Here is an 18,498-nt window from a genome sequence, read left to right on the forward strand (position 1 = left end):
CTTACAGGCCACAGAGCTTGAGCAGCGCGGCGGTATCCAGATGACGCTCCACCAGATCCGCCAGACGCTCGATATCGCGTTCGCGCAAGGCGTGATAATCCACCTCCTGCACATCCTGCAGCCCCGCCCAGCGCAACAGCGCACCACAGGCTGCCGGAGTCTCGAACAGACCATGCAGATAGGTGCCGAGGATCTGCCCATCGACACTGCAAGCACCATCGCTGCGCCCGTCCTCCAACTGCACCGCAGGCTGCTCCAGGGCTGGGCCGCGAGTGACGCCGGCGTGAATTTCATAGCCACTGACCGGCGCATTCTCCAGGGTCAGGTTGCCGCTGACGTTACGCAGCTGCTTCTCTGCTTCGAGCACGGTCTCAAAATCCAGCAAGCCCAGGCCCGGGCTGGAGCCCGCCGCGCCCTCCAGACCCAGTGGGTCGTGCAACTGCTTGCCGAGCATCTGCAGACCACCACAGATACCCAGCAGCTTGCCGCCATAACGCAGGTGCCGGTCGATGGCCCGATCCCAGCCGTTGGCTCGCAGATAGGCCAGATCGCCGCGTACGCTTTTCGAGCCGGGAAGAATGATCAGGTCGGCGGCGGGAATCACCTGCCCGGGGCCGATGAACTGCAAGTCCACCTGAGGATGCAGGCGCAACGGATCGAAATCCGTGTGATTGCTGATGCGCGGCAGCACCGGCACCACCACCCTCAGCACTTGCTCGACCTTGCCGGCCTGGCGCTGGTCGATGCCGTCCTCCGACTCCAGATGCAGGTCCATGACATAGGGCAGCACACCAATCACCGGCTTGCCGGTACGGGCCTCCAGCCAGTCCAGGCCCGGCTGCAAAAGCGCCAGGTCACCGCGGAAACGATTGATGATGAAGCCCTTGACCCGCGCCTGCTCGCTGGGCGAAAGCAGCTCCAGAGTCCCCACCAGATGGGCGAACACCCCGCCACGATTGATATCAGCAATCAGCAGCACCGGACAGTCCACCGCTTCGGCAAACCCCATGTTGGCGATGTCGCCAGCCCGCAGATTGATCTCTGCCGGAGAGCCGGCCCCTTCCACCATCACCACGTCATAAGCGCCTCGCAGACGCTCATGAGAAGCCAGAACCGCCTGCATGGCGATGGCCTTGTAGTCGTGATAGGCCACGGCATTCATGGTGGTGACGGCCCGTCCGTGAATGATCACCTGGGAGCCGGTGTCGCTGTTGGGCTTGAGCAGCACCGGGTTCATATCGGTGTGGGGTGCCAGGTTGGCCGCCTGGGCCTGGACCGCCTGGGCCCGGCCGATCTCGCCACCGTCGGCGGTCACCGCACTGTTGAGCGCCATGTTCTGCGGCTTGAACGGCACCACGCTGACGCCCCGGCGCAGCAACCAGCGACACAGCGCGGTCACCAGCGTGCTCTTGCCGGCATCCGAGGTGGTGCCCTGTACCATTAGCGTGCTCATGGATAGTCCTTGCGATAAGCCTGCAGCGCCTGTTCCAGGCGCGCCCAATCGGCCTCGTCGGCGGGCAGGCCGAAGCGCAGACTGCTGTTGTGGGCGAACAGCCGCAGGAGAATGCCGCGCCGCGCCATGAATTGATAAAGCCGCTCGGCCTCGGCGGTGATCAGCCATTGAAACAGCGCACAGCCGCCCTGAGGCTTGAAGCCGTAGCGCGCAAGAATTTCACTCAAGCGCTCGCTGGCCTCTTCACTGCGCAGACGTTGCCGGGCATGCCCCTCGACATCCCGCAGGCAAGCCTGCCCCAGCACCCGGGTCGGCCCGCTGACCGCCCAAGGGCCAACCTGCTCCGCCAACAGCCTGAGCAACCGGCGCTCAGCCAGGACAAAACCCAGGCGTACGCCAGCCAGCCCGAAGAACTTGCCGAATGAACGCAGGACAATCAGCCCCACCTGATGGGCATGCCGGGCCAGACTCAGTTGCGGGGTGTTATCCATGAAAGCTTCATCCACCACCAACCAACCACCGCGCTGGGCCAAGCGGGCATGCCAATCCAGCAGGCGCTCGGGCGTGAGGCTCAAACCAGTGGGGTTGTTGGGGTTGACCACCACCAGCACATCGAGGCTGTCGAGAAAGAAATCCACTTCCTGCTCCAGCACCTCACGCACCCGGTAGCCACTGCGCCGCCAAGCCTCGGCGTGTTCGGCATAACAGGGTGACAAGACCCCGACCTTGCCAGCCCGCCGCAGCCGCGGCAGCAATTGGATCGCCGCCTGGGAACCGGCCACCGGCAGCACCTCAGTCGCGCCGTAGTAGGCGCAGGCCGCCTGTTCCAGGCCATCATCGGTTTCCGGCAGACGTGCCCAGGCACGCAGGGGAATGGTCGGCAAGGGAAATGGCCAGGGCGCCAATCCGCTGGACAGATCCAGCCAGGCCTCTTCGCCGATTCCGTGTTCCTGGGCCGCCTTGCGCAACCTTCCGCCGTGCTCAAGCATAGAATTCAGCCCCCAGGCACAAAATCAACAACCACAGCCAGACACCCCGCTGCACCAACTGCCAACCGCGATCGATGGAGTCGGCACTCGCCGGCTCGCCTTCGCCCAGTTGCGGACGCTGGTGCAACTCACCGTGATAAATCGCTGCGCCGCCCAACTCGACCCCCAGGGCGCCCGCTCCAGCCGCCATCACCGGACCGGCATTGGGGCTGTCCCAGGTCGGCCCCTGGCGCCACCAGCATTTGAGCGCCAGGCGGGTCTTGCCCAGCAAGGCATAGGTCAGGGCCACCAGGCGCGCAGGAATATAGTTGAGCAGGTCGTCGATTCGCGCCGCCGCCCAGCCGAAACGCTCAAAACGCTCGTTGCGATAGCCCCACATTGCATCCAGGGTGTTGCTCAGACGATAGAGCACCACCCCCGGCGCACCGGCCACGGCAAACCAGAACAAGGCGGCGAACACGGCATCGCTGCCGTTTTCCAGCACCGACTCAGTGGCTGCCCGCGCCACTTCGGTGGCGTCCAGTTCACTGGTCTGACGGCTCACCAGAAAACCGACCCGACGCCGGGCTTCATCCAGGTCTTCACTGCGCAAAGCCTGAGCCACCGGCTCAACGTGCTCGCCGAGGCTGCGCAGGCCCAGGGCGCAATACAGTGCAATGATCTCCACCACCCAACCAATGTAGGGCAGCCAGGACAGGGCCGTGGCCAACAGGGTCAAGGGCAGCACCGCCAGTACCCAGGCGGTGACCCCATGACTGCGCCAGCCTCGGCCGGCGGCGTTGAAACGTTGCTCGATACGATCCGCCATACGGCCAAAGGCCACCAGCGGATGCCTGCGCTTGGGTTCGCCCAGCAGCGCATCCAGCGCCACCCCGGCGACACTCAGCAACGCCACACTCATTGACTCACTCCCCAGTAATTCTCATACAGCAACTCACTCAATGGCCGGGGTTGCGCCCAACCCTGCAGCGCCAGCATCGGCGCCGGATAGAACTCGGTAACCGGGCCCAGGCACAACACGGCCAAGGGTTTGGCACCGGCGGGCAATCCCAGCAGGTCGGCCAGGGCCTGGGGCTCGAACAGCGAAACCCAGCCCATGCCCAGGCCTTCGCTGCGCGCCGCCAGCCAGAGGTTCTGAATGGCACAGGACAGCGAAGCCAGGTCCATTTCCGGCAGAGTGCGCCGACCAAAGACATGCCGCTCACGCCCATCCATCAACGCCGCCACCAGCACCTCGGCACAGTCATTGATGCCTTCAACCTTGAGTTTCATGAACTCGTCGGAACGCTCTCCCAAGGCCTCGGCAGTGCGCACCCGCTCCTCCTCCACCAACTGCTGGATTCGTCCACGTAACGGGCGATCGCTGATACGAATAAAACGCCAGGGTTGCATCAACCCCACGCTGGGTGCCTGATGCGCCGCCTCCAGCAAACGCCGCAGCAGCTCGGGCGCGACACTGCCACCGGCGAAGTGACGCATATCCCGGCGCTCGGCAATGGCGCGATAAACCGCCTCACGCTCCGCCGTAGAAAAATCCTGCTCACTCACCTACCGCATCCTCTATAGGAGCTGGCACGAACAAAGCCGCCACCGCCGCCGGGTTGGACGGAAAATAAAAGTGCACATAGGAGGCAGTCATCCGCCCATCGCGATACACCGCTTCCGCACCACGGCCACCATTGGGGCTGATGCCGCGGGCAATCGGCTCGAGTTGCGTGCTGGTCAGGGAATGATGATAAGTGTGACCACGCAAGCTGCCTTCCGGTAACTCCACCGCTTGCAAGGCCAGGGCCGCGAGGCGCTTTTGCATCACGGCATCACCGGGCAGCAGCCCCAAGAGATTGGCACGCTGCCCTTCGACGTCGGTCAGGGAGTCCAGCAAGTACAACATGCCGCCACACTCCGCGAGCAACGGCTTGCCCGCACCATGATGGGCACGAATGGCACCCAGCATCGCGGTGTTTTGCGCCAGTGCCTGGTGGTGCAATTCAGGGTATCCACCGGGTAGATACAGACTGTCCGCCTCCGGCAGCTCAGTGTCATGAATCGGCGAGAAGAAGCTCAACTGCGCGCCCATGGCCCGCAACAGATCCAGGCTGGCACCGTAGGTAAAGGCAAACGCCTCATCCCGCGCCACAGCGATTCGCACACCCGCAAGCAAAGGCTCGCAGGGTACCGGCGTTGGTGCGGCAAAGCTCACTGCCGGCGGCAGTGCCACTTGGCAACTGCTGGCCAGGGCTTCAGCGGCAGCATCAAGACGCAGGTCCAGATCATTCAGCTCGCTGGCCTGTACCAGCCCCAAGTGGCGGCTAGGCAACTCGATGTCAGTCTCCCGGGACAAGGCACCGTACCAGCGCACCCCCTCGGTGAGGCTTCCTTCGAGCAACTGCGCGTGACGCAAGGTGCCTACCCGATTGGCCAGCACCCCGGCGAACGGCAGGTCCGGCTGATAGCGGGCCAGTCCCAGGGCCAGCGCACCAAAGGTCTGGGCCATGGCGGTACCATCGATCACCCCCAGCACCGGGACGCCGAAATGCCGCGCCAGATCGGCACTGGAGGGCGTGCCATCGAACAGCCCCATGACCCCTTCGATCAGGATCAGGTCTGCTTCGCCCGCAGCCTCCCACAGCAAGCGACGGCTTTCCTGCTCCCCGACCATCCACATGTCCAGCTGGTACACCGGAGCACCGCTGGCACGCTCAAGAATCATTGGGTCGAGAAAATCCGGACCGCACTTGAATACCCGCACCTTGCGCCCCTGGTTGCGGTGCAGGCGGGCCAGTGCCGCGGTCACGGTGGTCTTGCCCTGGCCGGAAGCCGGTGCGGCGATCAATACCGCCGGGCAATGACGAACATCGGTCATGAATTCACACTCACAGCTCAACACCTTTCTGCGCCTTGATACCGGCCTGGAACGCATGCTTGACCATGCCCATTTCAGTGACGGTATCTGCCAGCTCGATCATCTCCGGCTTGGCGCCGCGGCCGGTCACCACCACATGCTGCATGGGTGGCCGAGCCTGCAGATCACTGAGCACCTGGTCCAGATCCAGGTAGCCGTGCTTGAGCGCGATGTTCAACTCGTCGAGTACTACAAGACCAATCTCCGGGTCGCTCAACAGCTCCCTGGATACGGCCCAGGCCGCTTCGGCCGCAGCAATGTCGCGCTGGCGATCCTGGGTCTCCCAGGTGAAGCCCTCACCCATCACGTGAAACCGCACCTGCTCTGGAAAACGCCGGAAGAACAACTCTTCCCCGGTGCTGTTACGGCCCTTGATGAACTGCACCACACCACACTGCATACCGTGGCCCATGGACCGCGCCAGCATGCCGAAGGCCGAACTGCTCTTGCCCTTGCCATTGCCAGTCAGCACCAGCAACAGACCACATTCGTTGGGCGAGTTGGCGATGCGCTCGTCGATCACGGCTTTCTTGCGCAACATGCGCGCCAGATGGCGCTCGTCACGATCGGGGGATTCACTCATGGGGCAGCTCTCCGTTGGGGCTGGGGAACGGCGGGCAGGAAAAGAAAGAGACGGCGCTAGCCTGGCATCGCCCACCGTGATGCCGTTGGATGGATCAGGCCGGTCTCCGGGCTCATGAGGGGCATCGCTGCCGGGCTGCGCGCCTTCCCATGTCATCGACACAGTGGCATGTGGCACAGCCTTGACTCATCTACCGTTGCGGGGGCAGCGCCGGAATCGTTGCCGTGTCCATCGCTGGAACAGGCCCTGACCGGCTTCCCTGTTTCACTCTGTCGACCGTGGGCCACAGAGCACCTGAAACAAGTCGCGAAGGTTAGAGGGTTGGGGGTGGAGCGTCAATTAAAGCCAGCCGTCGCACACCACACAAAACTGCACCGCATCAACAAACTGACGCCAATCTTGTGCCACACTCAGAGCGGTGATATCAAAAAGCCATAATTCAGGACCCAAGGTCCTGCCGCACAACAATAAGGAGTGAGCTCGATGCAAGGCATGATCATCAGCAATCCAAAGCTGGAATTCCTGCGCCCGATGCTGGAACGCTGGTTCGATTGCATTGACCGCTACAACGCAGTCCGCGGCGATAGCGAAACCCCGTACTGGTTCGATGAAAAGGCCAACCTGGGATTACTTTCCGCGGCTGCCTGGATGGCGGAGATGATCAGCCTGGAACACAGCCCCAGCAAGAAGCAACAGGAAGACGGCGCCCGCAACGCTCGTACCGACCTGTACCTGGCCACCAAGGACGAACGCGCCTATATCCAGACCACCCAGCGCTGGCCGCGGGTCAACAGCCTGCACCTGACCCAGCCATTGCTGGACATTGCCAGTGACGCCAGAAAGATCAGCTACCCCAGCGACCTGAGGCTTGGCTGCCTGTTTGTCGCCCCGCAAAAAGCCCAGCACAGCGCCTCTCCCGAAGAACTTCAGGACATGCTGGACGAACTGCAAAAGGAGCACTGCTGCGCCGTAGCCTGGTACTTCCCCTACGCCTACCGCAAGCTGCATAACGAAAGCGGCCACTACCATCCTGGGATTGCCGTACTGTTCAAGGAGGCCCGCTGATCAGGCGGAACCATCGACTGGCTATGCTCCTCTATGACTACGACGTTCGTGCACTCATAGGGAAATCAGCATGCTCAAGCTTCAACACACCTTGCTTATCGCTATCGCCGCCGGCCTCACCGCCTGCGGCGAAACCTCAAGCCTGCAAGTCTCGGACGGCACCGGACCGAACCCCAAACTGCCGCAGCCCAATCCCACGCTGATCCCCACGGTCAATATTGCCCCCGCCATCGGCTGGCCACAGGGCGCAAAACCAACAGCAGCAGCCGGCACACAGGTTGCCGCCTTCGCCGAAAACCTCGACCACCCACGCTGGCTGTATGTATTACCCAATGGCGATGTATTGGTAGCTGAAACCAATGCACCGCCCAAGCCGGATGACAGCCAGGGCCTTCGCGGCTGGATCGCCGGAAAAGTGATGGGCCGTGCCGGCGCAACCGTCCCCAGCGCCAACCGCATTACCCTGTTGCGGGACCAGGATCACGACGGCGTGGCGGAAACCCGCAGCCTGTTCCTGGAGAACCTCAACTCCCCCTTCGGCATGACTCTGGTGGGCAATGATCTGTATGTAGCGGACACCGACAAGCTGCTGCGCTTCCCCTATCAGGCCGGTGACACCCACATCAGCGCAGCCCCCACCAAGGTGCTTGACCTCCCCGGCGGCACACTCAACCACCACTGGACCAAGAACGTCATCGCCAGCAAGGACGCAAGCAAGCTGTATGTCACCGTCGGCTCGAACAGTAACGTTGGGGAAAATGGCCTGGATAAAGAAGAGGGCCGTGCAGCCATCTGGGAAGTGGATCGAGCCAGCGGCAAGCATCGCCTGTTCGCCACCGGCCTGCGCAACCCCAACGGCCTGGCCTGGGAGCCGGTCAGTGGAGCGCTATGGACCGCTGTCAATGAGCGCGACGAGATTGGCAGCGATCTGGTTCCGGACTACATCACCTCGGTCAAGGACGGGGCTTTTTATGGCTGGCCCTTCAGTTACTACGGGCAACACGTGGACGTGCGGGTCAAGCCACAAAACCTCGAACAGGTGAGCAAGGCAATCGCCCCGGATTATGCCGTGGGCCCACATACGGCTTCACTGGGCCTGACCTTCGCCGAAGGCAGCAAACTTCCCGCGCCCTTTACCGAAGGTGCCTTCATCGGCCAGCACGGCTCCTGGAACCGCAAGCCCCACAGCGGCTACAAGGTGATATTCGTGCCTTTCCGTGCAGGCAAACCCCAAGGACAACCGATCGACGTACTCAGCGGCTTTCTCAATGCCGATGAAAAAGCCCTGGGACGCCCGGTCGGGGTAGTCATCGATCAGCAAGGGGGGCTATTGGTCGCCGATGACGTCGGCAACAAGATCTGGCGGGTATCCGCCGCCAAAGCACCCTGAGTTCAGCGCTTGCGGCACAGGGTCAGGCCATCCCCCAGGGGCAGCAGTGACAAATCGATGCGCGAGTCATCCTTCAAAGCGCGATTGAGCGCCTGGATGGCTCGGGTATCCTCACTGGCGGCATTCGCCTCCAGCACTCGCCCGCTCCATAGCGTGTTGTCGAACAGCACCAGGCCCCCGACTCGCAGTAAACGCAGGGCAAACTCCAGATAGGCCGGATAATTGGCCTTGTCCGCATCGATAAAGATCAGATCGAAAGACTCAAGCTGGCCCGCCTGCTCCAGGCCAGCCAGGGTCTGCAGCGCGGGCGCCAGGCGCAGGTCAATACGCTGGTCGACTCCCGCATCCTTCCAGTAACGACAGGCGGTGGCATTGTAATCGCCGGGAATATCACAACAGATCAACAAACCATCGTCGGGCAGCGCCTGGGCCATGCACAAGGCGCTATAGCCGGTGAAGGTCCCGACCTCGAGGATGCGGCGAGCACCGATCAGCTTGATCAGCAGCGCAAGGAACTGCCCCTGCTCCGGCGCCACCTGCCAGCGCGCATTGGGCAGCGCCTGGGTTTCGTCACGCAAACGACGCAATAAGGGCGTCTCACGCAGTGAAACGTCCAGCAGGTACTGATAAAGGGCATCGTCGAGGTTGAGGGTACGAGCAGTCACGAGCACCTCGACCGGAGAAGTGTTATGGGTTGTGCGCCAGATGTTCCGGCTGCAGTACACGCTTGGCGCTCAGGTAGGCCTTCTGCCAATAGGCTTTGGACAGACTGTCGAGCTTCACGGTGCCACCTGTGGCCGGGGCGTGCACGAAACGCCCTTCGCCAACATAGATCCCGGCATGGCTGACCTGAGAACCGCCATTGGTGGCGAAGAAGATCAGGTCACCGGTCTGCAAGGCATTCTTGCCCACATCCGGCGCCTGCATGCCGATCATTTCCCGAGTCGAGCGCGGCAAGGAAATACCCGCCGCATCACGGTAGACATAACCAATCAAACCGCTGCAATCGAATCCGGAGTCCGGTGTATTGCCACCCCAGCGATAGGGCGTGCCTACCAGACCCAAGGCGCGAAACAGCACGTCTTCGGCAACCGGAGAAAAGGCCTGGGAGGAATTGAATACCGGAGCACGTACCACAGGCGCCGGAGGCGGTGTACGACTGGCGCAAGCACTGAGCAGTGCAGCGAGGGCAATAAGCGCGAAACGGGCCGAGGTCGACATAAGCTGAACAATCCTGATCGGGATGCGGCTTTCTCTGCCGTGGTACTGAAAACAAAACCGCGTAAGCAGGGCTTACGCGGTTAGTTTCAACAATAGATCAGGATTCTAGCGCCTACACGCCAAACTTCAAGTAAGACTTTAACTTCGCCCTACAAACAGTCAGCTTATTTACGTGCAGTGACCACAGTCGGTGCCATGGCGAGGGCTCGCTTGGCTTCGATGAAGGTCTTGCTCCAATAGCTGTCACCCAGACTGTCTACTCGCACGCCGCCACTGCGACGGCTGCTGGAGTGGATGAACTGATCATCCCCCAGATAGATACCGGCGTGACTGACGCGCCCGCGACCGTTGGTGCTGAAGAACAGCAGATCGCCCGGCTTGAGGTTGTTACGCGCTACCAGAGGAGCTTTGACGTTGATCATTTCGCGAGTGGAGCGCGGCAGGTTCATGCCCGCCTCTTCGCGAAACAGATAACCAATGAAACCGCTGCAATCGAAGCCGGCTTCCGAGGTACCGCCGAAACGGTAACGGGTACCGATCAGGGACATGCCGCGCTCAAGGATGCTGTCAGCCAGAACTGGCAACTGGTAAGGCTTGCTATCAGAGAACTCTGCCAGTTCCTTTTCAGTTGCCAGCTCTTCCTGGTAAACAGCGGAAGACTGGTTTTTTGCGGAGACTTGAGCCTGTTGCACGGGTTGCTGCTGAGACACAGGGGTGTGAGAAGCGCAACCAAACAACAGGGTAACGAGTGCGAGAGGCACGAGGGGTGCGAAGCGATTTAGCATGGGCACGACCGTGGCTTGAAATATAAAGAAGACGCGACTATGCCTTCTATCGCCCTCATTTGCAAATTCAATCGATCAGAATGTGACTTATGAGTTTCTTCCGTACATCTAAGGCTTTAAGCCCATTTTAAGTCCGCCCGCCTCTGGAAACCCTTCCAAAGGTGCGTTTTCTGACGCCTGAAATATGCCGAACGCCTTCCAGAGAAGCGCTGCAGGCCTTGGTTTTACCAGCCCAGAGTCTCTTTCAGGAAAGGAATGGTCAGCTTGCGCTGAGCTTGCAATGAGGCCTGATCAAGACGCTCGAGCAACTCGAAAAGTGCACTCATGCTGCGAGTCCCGCGAGTCAGAATAAAATGCCCGACTTCATCGGTCAGATGCAGCCCACGACGGGACGCACGCAGTTGCAGGGCACGCAATTTATCTTCATCAGAGAGCGGACGCATCTGAAATATCAGCGCCAGGGTCAGACGGGACTTCAAGTCCGCCAGTTTCACCGGCAACTCTCGAGGTGAGGTCGAGGCCGCGATCAGCAAGCGTCGACCACTGTCACGCAAGCGATTGAACAGATGGAACAGTGCTTCTTCCCAATCGGCCTTGCCGGCCACCGCCTGCAGATCATCCAGGCAAACCAATTCGTACTGCTCAAGATTGTCGAGAATCTCGATACCACGATCCAGCAACTCTGCCAGCGGCAGGTAAACCGCAGGCTCCCCCAACTGCTCGAAACGCAAACACGCCGCCTGCAGCAAGTGCGTACGGCCTACGCCGTCCTTGCCCCAGAGGTAGATCAGGCTTTCGGTCCAACCGGCGTCGGCTTCGCATAGGCGCTCGACGTAGCCGAGTGCAGCGGCATTGGCGCCTGGGTAGTAGTTGATGAAGGTGGCGTCATCACGCAGACGCACACCTAGGGGCAGCTGAATCGGTTTCATGCTGACTGAACAGTTCCAAAGGAACCGTTAGTGGCCTCTGTGTAAAGTTTGCAAAGTTTATACCCGTGACGCCGAGCGCACAATGCAGCAGACCACAAGCAAAATCAAAGGTTTGCGTCAGCCGAAACGGGGCAAAGGGGATTCTTTGACAACCCGGACAGCAGCAGATGGACAGTCATGGATGGGCGCCCACCCGGAGCGCCCCTGCTCGCCGAGCCTTTTGCCCGCCTACAGTTCGGGGTCTTCAGCACCACTGTAGATGTCCGAGTCCTTGTACAGGTCATGCACATGGCGTACGAGCACCATGATCACCGCCGCCACCGGCAGCGCCAGCAGCACCCCGGTAAACCCGAACAGCTCACCACCCGCAAGAATGGCAAAGATTACCGCCACCGGATGCAGACCAATGCGATCACCTACCAGCAACGGCGTCAGCACCATCCCCTCCAGCGCCTGCCCGACCATGAATACCGCAACGATGCCGAGCATCGGGTACAGGTCGCCACCAAACTGGAACAGACCAGCAATCAGCGCAGCTCCAATGCCTATGACAAAGCCCATGTACGGCACGATCGCTGCCAAACCGGCAATCAGGCCGATCAACAGGCCCAGCTCGAGCCCTACCAACATCAGCCCTGCCGCATAGATCACCCCCAGAGCCAGCATCACCAGCAATTGCCCGCGGACAAATGCCCCCAGCACCTCATGACACTCACCCGCCAGGGACATCACCCGCTCCTCGCGATTGCGCGGCAACAGGCTACGGATCTTGGCCATCATCAGATCCCAGTCCCGCAGCAGGTAGAAGCTGACCACCGGGATCAGCACCAGGTTGGCCAACCAGCCGATCAGCGCCAACCCCGAAGCAGTCGCCTGGCTCAGCACCACACCCACGATGTCCGTGGTCTGCCCCATATGCTCGCTGATGGCAGCCTTGACCTTGTCGAACTTCCAGAAGCCATCCGCCAGCCCCAGCCGGGACTGCACCCAGGGCATTGCCGAGTGCTGCATCCAGTCGAGCATTTGCGGCGCCAATTCATACAATCGCAGCAACTGCTTGGCCAGCATCGGCACCAATACCAGCAGCAGCGTCATCACGATCAGGGTGAACAGCGCAAACACAGCCACCACACCCCAGGTACGGGACAGCCCCCATTTTTCCAGGCGATCCACCAAGGGGTCGAACAGATAGGCCAGCAACAGCGCCACCAGGAACGGACTCAGGATCGGGTGCAGCAGGTAAACCAACCCACAAACCAGAAGCACTCCACCCAACCAGACCCAACGACGCGTATCAGCCATAAACCACTCCTGCTTCTATATAGAAGGAAATCAACCTGCTACCAACGAAAACGCAACTGTGCCGGTGTCGCAGGCGCTGCGACCGGCGCGGTGCCTTGCCCGCCTTGCACAGACACCTGGGGAGCCGGCACCTCATCAGCCGGGATCTCTTGCAGCTTGGCCAGGGACAACTGCGCCCGCAGTTGCTCCGCGCTGCCATTGACCCGATAGACGACCCGGTCACCGTCGATACTCTGCAACTGCGCACCGAAAGGCTCCAAAAGGTGCCCCAAGGCGGCATAGTGCTCCAGGGTCATGCCCTGCACTTCCAGCAACTGCTCGCTGGAAACACCGGGACGGGTAACGAAACGCGGCGCCAGACGCTGACTCACCGCAAGCAATACGCCATCTGCCAGGGCGGCGGTATCAGCCCCCTGAACAGTGCCCTGCTCTTTCTGATCGCCAAGCCACAACCGCCACTTGGCCTGCCATTGGCCACCCTCTTCACGAGCATGTACCGCCAACAGCGCATCTGCGCCATAGCGCTCAGAAGCTTCACGCAGCGGAGCTGGATCGGCGCCTTCGAGATTCGGCGCCGTCGCGACGATCTGCTCATCCAGGTCGCCAAGAGGCAAACGCAAAGGCAAGCCACGATGCTGAGCGGCTCGCCGCAGGGGCGCGGCACTGGCCTGGCCATCCCCGACCAGGCTCGAGCCTTCGGTTGAGTCACTCAGCCACCAACCGAGGATCGACGGCCGGTTGCTTCCCCACAACGGCAGCCCCGCCTGACGCAGGGCGCGATCGGTACTGACCGGATCAAAGTCCACCTGCAAGCTTTCCGGAGGCCCGGCGTCATAACCGTACTGGCTGATGATCTGCTGCGGATCCTTGCGGATCGCTGCCAGACCGGGCCCCTGCGCAGCCTTGGCGTCACCAGTGAGACGCAGCACCAGGGTTTCCAGTGCTCGCTGGGTGGCCTGGTTGCGCTCTTCGGGCGACTGGCTGCTCACCGGCTCACGCACCTGATACAAGCCATTGAGGGTTTCGGCATGACTCGCCAGGCTGACCAATGACAAACAGCCCACAAATAGAAATTTACCCAGACGCATGGAAGATTCCCGACGACAAAAAACGATTGAAACAGTACCCATGAACCGCTGCGAGCAAGGCTGTGACCACAAGCCCCGGCAAAACATTCACCCGTCGCCCGATTGTTTTCGCACTGTCATAACGATAGCCACTTGAGCGCTATACCTTATACAGGCATGGGCAGGGGCACCAACACGGCCAATCGCAGTTTTTTTTAACCGGATATGCCTCTACCCGTCGGCCCGAGGATGGCCGCTGCCCCTCAAGCCTGATAAAATCGCGCGCCTTCGCAGACCGGCATCAGCTGGGCACCCTGAAACCCTTTTGCAGTGTTTCAGCAGGCTCTCTGGTTCGGTCGATACCCCCTGAATCCCCCCTAAAGGCCTGGATCATGAGCAAGCAACCCTCCCTGAGCTACAAAGACGCCGGTGTAGACATCGACGCCGGTGAAGCATTGGTCGAACGCATCAAGAGCGTCGCCAAGCGCACTGCGCGCCCGGAAGTCATGGGCGGCCTGGGCGGTTTCGGCGCCCTCTGCGAAATCCCGGCCGGCTACAAGCAGCCTGTACTGGTTTCCGGTACTGACGGCGTCGGCACCAAGCTGCGCCTGGCCCTGAACCTGAACAAGCACGACAGCATCGGCATCGACCTGGTGGCCATGTGTGTCAACGATCTGGTGGTCTGCGGCGCCGAACCGCTGTTCTTCCTCGACTACTACGCCACCGGCAAGCTCAACGTCGACACCGCAGCCCAGGTAGTGACCGGCATCGGCGCCGGCTGCGAACTGTCCGGCTGCTCCCTGGTAGGCGGCGAAACCGCTGAAATGCCAGGCATGTACGAGGGCGAAGACTACGACCTGGCCGGTTTCTGCGTCGGCGTGGTGGAAAAAGCCGAAATCATCGACGGCTCGAAAGTCGCCGCCGGTGACGCCCTGCTGGCCCTGCCTTCTTCCGGCCCGCACTCCAACGGCTATTCGCTGATCCGCAAGATCATCGAAGTATCCGGTGCCGACATCGAAAGCATCCAGCTGGACGGCAAGCCACTGACCGACCTGCTGATGGCCCCGACCCGCATCTACGTGAAGCCGCTGCTCAAGCTGATCAAGGACACCGGCGCGGTCAAGGCCATGGCCCACATTACCGGCGGCGGCCTGCTGGACAACATCCCGCGCGTACTGCCAAAAGGCGCCCAGGCGGTGGTCGATGTGGCGAGCTGGAAACGTCCGGCGGTCTTCGACTGGCTGCAAGAGCAAGGCAACGTCGACGAACACGAAATGCACCGCGTACTGAACTGTGGCGTGGGCATGGTCATCTGCGTCGCCCAGGACCAGGTCGAAAACGCCCTGAACGTTCTGCGTGAAGCTGGCGAGCAGCCTTGGGTCATTGGCCAAATCGCCACCGCAGCCGAAGGCGCGGCCCAGGTTGAGCTGAAGAACCTCAAGGCCCACTGATGCAAGAGCGGATGTCGCCGACCTGTGATGTTGTGGTGCTGCTGTCCGGCACCGGCAGTAACCTGCAAGCCCTGATCGACAACGCGCGGACCGACGACAGTCCGTTTCGCATCGCTGCCGTGATCTCCAACCGCGCTGACGCCTATGGCCTGCAGCGCGCCAAGGAAGCGGGTATCGCTACCCGCTTCCTTGATCACACCACCTTCGAAGGCCGCGAGGCCTTCGACCAGGGGTTGATCGAGCTGATCGATACCTTCCAACCAAAACTGGTGGTACTGGCCGGGTTCATGCGCATTCTCAGCGCTGGATTCGTCCGCCACTACCAGGGCCGCCTGTTGAATATCCACCCCTCGCTGCTACCCAAATATAAAGGGTTACACACTCATCAGCGGGCGCTGGAGGCCGGAGATACCGAGCACGGTTGCAGTGCGCACTTCGTCACCGAGGAACTCGATGGCGGGCCTCTGGTCGTACAGGCTGTGATCCCGGTAGAGTTGCACGACTCGCCGCAAAGCCTGGCGCAGCGAGTGCACGTCCAGGAACACCGGATTTACCCCATGGCCGTACGCTGGTTTGCCGAAGGTCGGCTGACGCTCGGCGATCAGGGTGCTTTACTGGATGGTCAATTACTGGCCGCCAGCGGCTATTTGATTCGAACCTAGGAGATTTTATGCGTCGCGCCCTGCTCTTCGCTTGTGCTCTGTTCGCCCTGCCGGTTGTGCAGGCGGCAGACCTTCAACCGTTCTCCGCCAGCTATACCGCCGACTGGAAGCAGTTGCCCATGAGCGGCACAGCTGAACGCAGCCTGGAAAAAACCGCCAACGGCACGTGGAAACTCAGCTTCAAGGCATCGATGATGATCGCCAGCCTGAGTGAAGAAAGCACCCTGACCCTGGACAAGGACACCCTGGTGCCCCAGTCCTATCACTTCGAACGCGGTGGTCTGGGCAAGGCCAAGAAAGCCGACCTGGACTTCGACTGGAGCGCGAAGATGGTCACCGGCACCGACCGCGGCGATGCGGTCAAGCTGCCTCTGAATACCGGCATGGTGGACAAATCCACCTACCAGCTGGCCCTGCAGCATGACGTAGCCGCCGGCAAGAAGACCATGAGCTATCAAGTGGTCGATGGCGGTGAAGTCGACACCTATGACTTCCGCGTCCTGGGCTCGGAGAAGGTCGACACCAAGGCCGGCCAGATCGATGCGATCAAGGTCGAGCGCGTGCGCGACCCGACACAGAGCAAACGCATCACCGTGATGTGGTTCGCCAAAGACTGGGATTACCTGCTGGTACGCCTGCAACAGGTGGAAACCGACGGCAAGGAGTACAACATCATGCTCCTCAACGGCACCGTCAACGGCAAGACAGTCAAAGGCAGTTAAGCCGCAGCACGATCAAAGCCTCGCGAAAGCGGGGCTTTTTTTTGCGTGAAATGTCACTCCATGTCCGCCTGCCAGACGCAGGGGCAAGCCCTCCAAGATGAAACTTTTGTCATGAAACTTCGCCGACTGCGGCGAAATGTCACGGTTTTCGCGGGCTGCGGGATTGTCGCCGATCCTGCAAAGGTCTGTTGCAGATCCAGACAATTTACTTAGCAAGCTAACAAAATATATAAAAGAGCCCTGCACACGCCTTGCTGCAGATCAACCGAGATTGGAGCTAGCAGATGACTGTAAAAGTAACTGAACGCGACGATTCACATATGTCCCATGAAGGCGTAGCCGCGGGTGTACGGATCTGGGATGTACATCAACAAGACATGCTGGTGGGCATGTTCCATTCCGAGAGCGACGCCCACAGCTACAAGGCTGAACTGGAAAAACTCGAGCAGAACCGCGCGCCTCAGAGTTCCTGACTCAACGTCAGCGCAGGAGCGCCGGAATCTCCACGCGGATTCCCACCCGCCCCCCCCATAAACGACCAACCCCGCCATGAGCGGGGTTGGTCGTTACAAGATGCTTACCACATCAGATCATCAGGGATCTGATAGGCCGCGTATGGATCATCCTCATCCGGCGCCTCGGTGGGAGTATTGAGCTGTACGATACGCCGCGGATCGCGCTCCTGAATCTTAAGCGCCGCCTCCCGCGGAATCACCTCGTAACCACCACCGTGATGAACGATGGCCAGGGAGCCACTGCTGAGCTTGTTGCGCATCAGGGTGTTCACCGACAGACGCTTGACCTTCTTGTCGTCGACGAAGTTGTAGTAATCCTCGGTGTTCAGCTTGGGCAGACGCGAGACTTCGATCAGCTGCTTGATCTGCGCTGCACGGGCCTTCTGCTCGGCCTTCTCCTGCTGCTGACGATTGAGCTCCTGGTCACGCTTGACCTTCTCGGCCATGGCTTCCTGGGCTGCGCGCTGCTGGGAGTCATCGAGTTCGATCTGGCCTTTATGGGCCAGGCGCTGCTGCTTCTGCTTGTCTTTGCTGACCTGCTTGGCCTGCTTTTGGTTGACCAGCCCTGCTTTGAGCAACTGGTCGCGAAGGGAAAGGCTCATGGTGCTTACTCACTTAGGCAACGGCCTCAGCCACAGCTGGGCAAATTCTTTTCCTGACGCTTGGCTTCACCCCACAGGGCATCCAAGTCTTCGAGGGTGCAATCTTCCACGGGACGACCGGTGTCGCGCAATGCCTGCTCGATAAATCGGAAGCGCCGATCGAACTTGGCATTGGCACCGCGCAAGGCGGTTTCCGGGTCGACCTTCAGGTGCCTGGCCAGGTTGACCACGACAAACAGCAAGTCACCGATTTCATCGGTGATGGCCGCCGGGTCGTTGTCGGCCATGGCCTCCAGCACCTCGTCCAGTTCTTCACGAACCTTGTCCACCACGGGCAGGGCGTCCGGCCAGTCGAAGCCGACCTGCGCCGCGCGCTTTTGCAACTTGGCCGCGCGGGACAGGGCCGGCAGGGCCACCGGCACATCATCGAGCAGGGACAACTGCTGCGGAGCGTCGGACTTCTCTGCCCGCTCCTCGGCCTTGATCTGCTCCCAGCGTTCCTTGACCTGCTCCTCATCGAGCCGCGGGATATCCAGCGGCGCGTACAAGTCGCCAGTAGGGAATACATGGGGATGCCGGCGAATCAGCTTGCGGGTGATGCTGTCCACCACCCCATCGAATTCGAAGCGCCCCTCCTCCCGGGCCAGCTGGCTGTAATACACCACCTGGAACAGCAGATCGCCCAGCTCACCCTGCAAGTGGTCGAAGTCGCCGCGCTCGATGGCGTCGGCGACCTCATAGGCCTCCTCCAAGGTATGGGGAACGATGCTGGCGTAGTTCTGCTTGATGTCCCACGGGCAACCGTATTGCGGGTCCCGCAGGCGCGCCATCAGGTGGAGCAGGTCTTCAAGGCTGTACAT

At 61.0% G+C, this 18,498-nt stretch carries 20 protein-coding genes and 1 riboswitch; of the genes, 6 read left to right on the plus strand and 14 right to left on the minus strand.

Annotated features, from left to right (window positions below; genetic code table 11):
• Position 1: 1 nt before the first annotated feature.
• From PQT43_RS06850 to cobO, 6 genes are read right to left on the minus strand one after another with little or no spacing between them, the layout of a single operon-like run.
• Positions 2-1,453, minus strand: coding sequence for a cobyric acid synthase (locus tag PQT43_RS06850; protein WP_267268727.1), 1,452 nt, complete (start codon positions 1,451-1,453; stop codon positions 2-4).
• Positions 1,450-2,442, minus strand: a complete 993-nt coding sequence (gene cobD / locus PQT43_RS06855; RefSeq protein WP_102880548.1) for a threonine-phosphate decarboxylase CobD — start codon at positions 2,440-2,442, stop codon at positions 1,450-1,452. Before cobD ends, PQT43_RS06850 begins: the two co-directional genes overlap by 4 nt.
• The gene (cbiB, locus tag PQT43_RS06860; protein WP_123394146.1) at positions 2,435-3,343 is read right to left on the minus strand and encodes an adenosylcobinamide-phosphate synthase CbiB; all 909 of its coding nucleotides are present in this window, start codon (positions 3,341-3,343) and stop codon (positions 2,435-2,437) included. The genes cobD and cbiB overlap by 8 nt, the downstream gene beginning before the upstream one ends.
• Positions 3,340-3,990 (minus strand): 5,6-dimethylbenzimidazole synthase, encoded by a 651-nt coding sequence (gene bluB, locus PQT43_RS06865; protein ID WP_102880550.1) that lies wholly within the window; start codon positions 3,988-3,990, stop codon positions 3,340-3,342. The genes cbiB and bluB overlap by 4 nt, the downstream gene beginning before the upstream one ends.
• Positions 3,983-5,305 carry a cobyrinate a,c-diamide synthase gene (locus PQT43_RS06870; protein ID WP_267268728.1) on the minus strand — a complete coding sequence of 441 codons (1,323 nt, stop codon included), beginning with the start codon at positions 5,303-5,305 and terminating at the stop codon, positions 3,983-3,985. Before PQT43_RS06870 ends, bluB begins: the two co-directional genes overlap by 8 nt.
• Positions 5,306-5,315: 10 nt before the next feature.
• Positions 5,316-5,927, minus strand: a complete 612-nt coding sequence (cobO, locus tag PQT43_RS06875) for a cob(I)yrinic acid a,c-diamide adenosyltransferase (RefSeq protein WP_102860750.1) — start codon at positions 5,925-5,927, stop codon at positions 5,316-5,318.
• A gap of 80 nt (positions 5,928-6,007) precedes the next feature.
• Positions 6,008-6,240: riboswitch (cobalamin riboswitch) on the minus strand.
• A gap of 170 nt (positions 6,241-6,410) precedes the next feature.
• On the opposite strand from cobO, the gene PQT43_RS06880 reads away from it, so the two are divergent.
• Positions 6,411-6,992 carry a hypothetical protein gene (locus tag PQT43_RS06880; RefSeq protein ID WP_102880553.1) on the plus strand — a complete coding sequence of 194 codons (582 nt, stop codon included), beginning with the start codon at positions 6,411-6,413 and terminating at the stop codon, positions 6,990-6,992.
• Positions 6,993-7,062: 70 nt separating this feature from the next.
• The gene (locus PQT43_RS06885) at positions 7,063-8,382 is read left to right on the plus strand and encodes a PQQ-dependent sugar dehydrogenase (RefSeq protein WP_272753625.1); all 1,320 of its coding nucleotides are present in this window, start codon (positions 7,063-7,065) and stop codon (positions 8,380-8,382) included.
• A gap of 2 nt (positions 8,383-8,384) precedes the next feature.
• Here the strand turns inward: PQT43_RS06885 and PQT43_RS06890 are convergent, their stop codons facing one another.
• The 6 genes from PQT43_RS06890 to PQT43_RS06915 all read right to left on the minus strand — a co-directional run bounded on the left by PQT43_RS06890 (position 8,385) and on the right by PQT43_RS06915 (position 13,707).
• Positions 8,385-9,047 carry a class I SAM-dependent methyltransferase gene (locus PQT43_RS06890; RefSeq protein WP_110594701.1) on the minus strand — a complete coding sequence of 221 codons (663 nt, stop codon included), beginning with the start codon at positions 9,045-9,047 and terminating at the stop codon, positions 8,385-8,387.
• A 22-nt stretch (positions 9,048-9,069) separates the two neighbouring features.
• Positions 9,070-9,603 (minus strand): C40 family peptidase, encoded by a 534-nt coding sequence (locus tag PQT43_RS06895; protein WP_092311761.1) that lies wholly within the window; start codon positions 9,601-9,603, stop codon positions 9,070-9,072.
• 164 nt (positions 9,604-9,767) lie between these two features.
• A complete protein-coding gene (locus tag PQT43_RS06900; RefSeq protein ID WP_102860746.1) occupies positions 9,768-10,388 on the minus strand; it encodes a C40 family peptidase in 621 nt (206 codons plus the stop codon).
• A gap of 224 nt (positions 10,389-10,612) precedes the next feature.
• Positions 10,613-11,317, minus strand: coding sequence for a DnaA regulatory inactivator Hda (gene hda / locus PQT43_RS06905; protein WP_007898944.1), 705 nt, complete (start codon positions 11,315-11,317; stop codon positions 10,613-10,615).
• 228 nt (positions 11,318-11,545) lie between these two features.
• Entirely contained in the window at positions 11,546-12,619 is a 1,074-nt protein-coding gene (locus PQT43_RS06910; protein WP_102860745.1) for an AI-2E family transporter, read from the minus strand.
• Between the two features lie 38 nt (positions 12,620-12,657).
• The gene (locus tag PQT43_RS06915; RefSeq protein ID WP_110594703.1) at positions 12,658-13,707 is read right to left on the minus strand and encodes a DUF2066 domain-containing protein; all 1,050 of its coding nucleotides are present in this window, start codon (positions 13,705-13,707) and stop codon (positions 12,658-12,660) included.
• 371 nt (positions 13,708-14,078) lie between these two features.
• Between PQT43_RS06915 and purM the strand changes: the two genes are divergently transcribed.
• From purM to PQT43_RS06935, 4 genes are all read left to right on the plus strand, one after another.
• Positions 14,079-15,137 (plus strand): phosphoribosylformylglycinamidine cyclo-ligase, encoded by a 1,059-nt coding sequence (purM, locus tag PQT43_RS06920; RefSeq protein ID WP_102860743.1) that lies wholly within the window; start codon positions 14,079-14,081, stop codon positions 15,135-15,137.
• An 11-nt stretch (positions 15,138-15,148) separates the two neighbouring features.
• On the plus strand, positions 15,149-15,799 hold the full coding sequence (gene purN, locus PQT43_RS06925; protein WP_272753738.1) for a phosphoribosylglycinamide formyltransferase: 651 nt from the start codon (positions 15,149-15,151) through the stop codon (positions 15,797-15,799).
• 8 nt (positions 15,800-15,807) lie between these two features.
• Complete coding sequence (locus PQT43_RS06930) at positions 15,808-16,521, plus strand: DUF3108 domain-containing protein (RefSeq protein ID WP_102860742.1); 714 nt, start codon at positions 15,808-15,810, stop codon at positions 16,519-16,521.
• A 284-nt stretch (positions 16,522-16,805) separates the two neighbouring features.
• Entirely contained in the window at positions 16,806-16,994 is a 189-nt protein-coding gene (locus tag PQT43_RS06935) for a hypothetical protein (protein WP_011062706.1), read from the plus strand.
• Positions 16,995-17,098: 104 nt separating this feature from the next.
• Here the strand turns inward: PQT43_RS06935 and PQT43_RS06940 are convergent, their stop codons facing one another.
• Positions 17,099-17,638, minus strand: a complete 540-nt coding sequence (locus PQT43_RS06940) for a DUF2058 domain-containing protein (RefSeq protein WP_060840548.1) — start codon at positions 17,636-17,638, stop codon at positions 17,099-17,101.
• 26 nt (positions 17,639-17,664) lie between these two features.
• Positions 17,665-18,498: a nucleoside triphosphate pyrophosphohydrolase gene (gene mazG, locus PQT43_RS06945; protein WP_102880990.1), complete on the minus strand. Its 834-nt coding sequence runs from the start codon at positions 18,496-18,498 to the stop codon at positions 17,665-17,667.

Origin of the sequence: Pseudomonas sp. BLCC-B112, from assembly GCF_028550695.1 — a bacterium.
Taxonomy (GTDB): domain Bacteria; phylum Pseudomonadota; class Gammaproteobacteria; order Pseudomonadales; family Pseudomonadaceae; genus Aquipseudomonas; species Aquipseudomonas danubii.

Coding starts and splice junctions, on each gene's coding strand:
- PQT43_RS06850 (WP_267268727.1), bottom strand. CDS start 1,453: ATGAGCACGCTAATGGTACAGGGCACCACCTCGGATGCCGGCAAGAGC.
- cobD (WP_102880548.1), bottom strand. CDS start 2,442: ATGCTTGAGCACGGCGGAAGGTTGCGCAAGGCGGCCCAGGAACACGGA.
- cbiB (WP_123394146.1), bottom strand. CDS start 3,343: ATGAGTGTGGCGTTGCTGAGTGTCGCCGGGGTGGCGCTGGATGCGCTG.
- PQT43_RS06870 (WP_267268728.1), bottom strand. CDS start 5,305: ATGACCGATGTTCGTCATTGCCCGGCGGTATTGATCGCCGCACCGGCT.
- cobO (WP_102860750.1), bottom strand. CDS start 5,927: ATGAGTGAATCCCCCGATCGTGACGAGCGCCATCTGGCGCGCATGTTG.
- PQT43_RS06880 (WP_102880553.1), top strand. CDS start 6,411: ATGCAAGGCATGATCATCAGCAATCCAAAGCTGGAATTCCTGCGCCCG.
- PQT43_RS06885 (WP_272753625.1), top strand. CDS start 7,063: ATGCTCAAGCTTCAACACACCTTGCTTATCGCTATCGCCGCCGGCCTC.
- PQT43_RS06895 (WP_092311761.1), bottom strand. CDS start 9,603: ATGTCGACCTCGGCCCGTTTCGCGCTTATTGCCCTCGCTGCACTGCTC.
- PQT43_RS06900 (WP_102860746.1), bottom strand. CDS start 10,388: ATGCTAAATCGCTTCGCACCCCTCGTGCCTCTCGCACTCGTTACCCTG.
- hda (WP_007898944.1), bottom strand. CDS start 11,317: ATGAAACCGATTCAGCTGCCCCTAGGTGTGCGTCTGCGTGATGACGCC.
- PQT43_RS06910 (WP_102860745.1), bottom strand. CDS start 12,619: ATGGCTGATACGCGTCGTTGGGTCTGGTTGGGTGGAGTGCTTCTGGTT.
- PQT43_RS06915 (WP_110594703.1), bottom strand. CDS start 13,707: ATGCGTCTGGGTAAATTTCTATTTGTGGGCTGTTTGTCATTGGTCAGC.
- purM (WP_102860743.1), top strand. CDS start 14,079: ATGAGCAAGCAACCCTCCCTGAGCTACAAAGACGCCGGTGTAGACATC.
- purN (WP_272753738.1), top strand. CDS start 15,149: ATGTCGCCGACCTGTGATGTTGTGGTGCTGCTGTCCGGCACCGGCAGT.
- PQT43_RS06930 (WP_102860742.1), top strand. CDS start 15,808: ATGCGTCGCGCCCTGCTCTTCGCTTGTGCTCTGTTCGCCCTGCCGGTT.
- PQT43_RS06935 (WP_011062706.1), top strand. CDS start 16,806: ATGACTGTAAAAGTAACTGAACGCGACGATTCACATATGTCCCATGAA.
- PQT43_RS06940 (WP_060840548.1), bottom strand. CDS start 17,638: ATGAGCCTTTCCCTTCGCGACCAGTTGCTCAAAGCAGGGCTGGTCAAC.
- mazG (WP_102880990.1), bottom strand. CDS start 18,498: ATGTACAGCCTTGAAGACCTGCTCCACCTGATGGCGCGCCTGCGGGAC.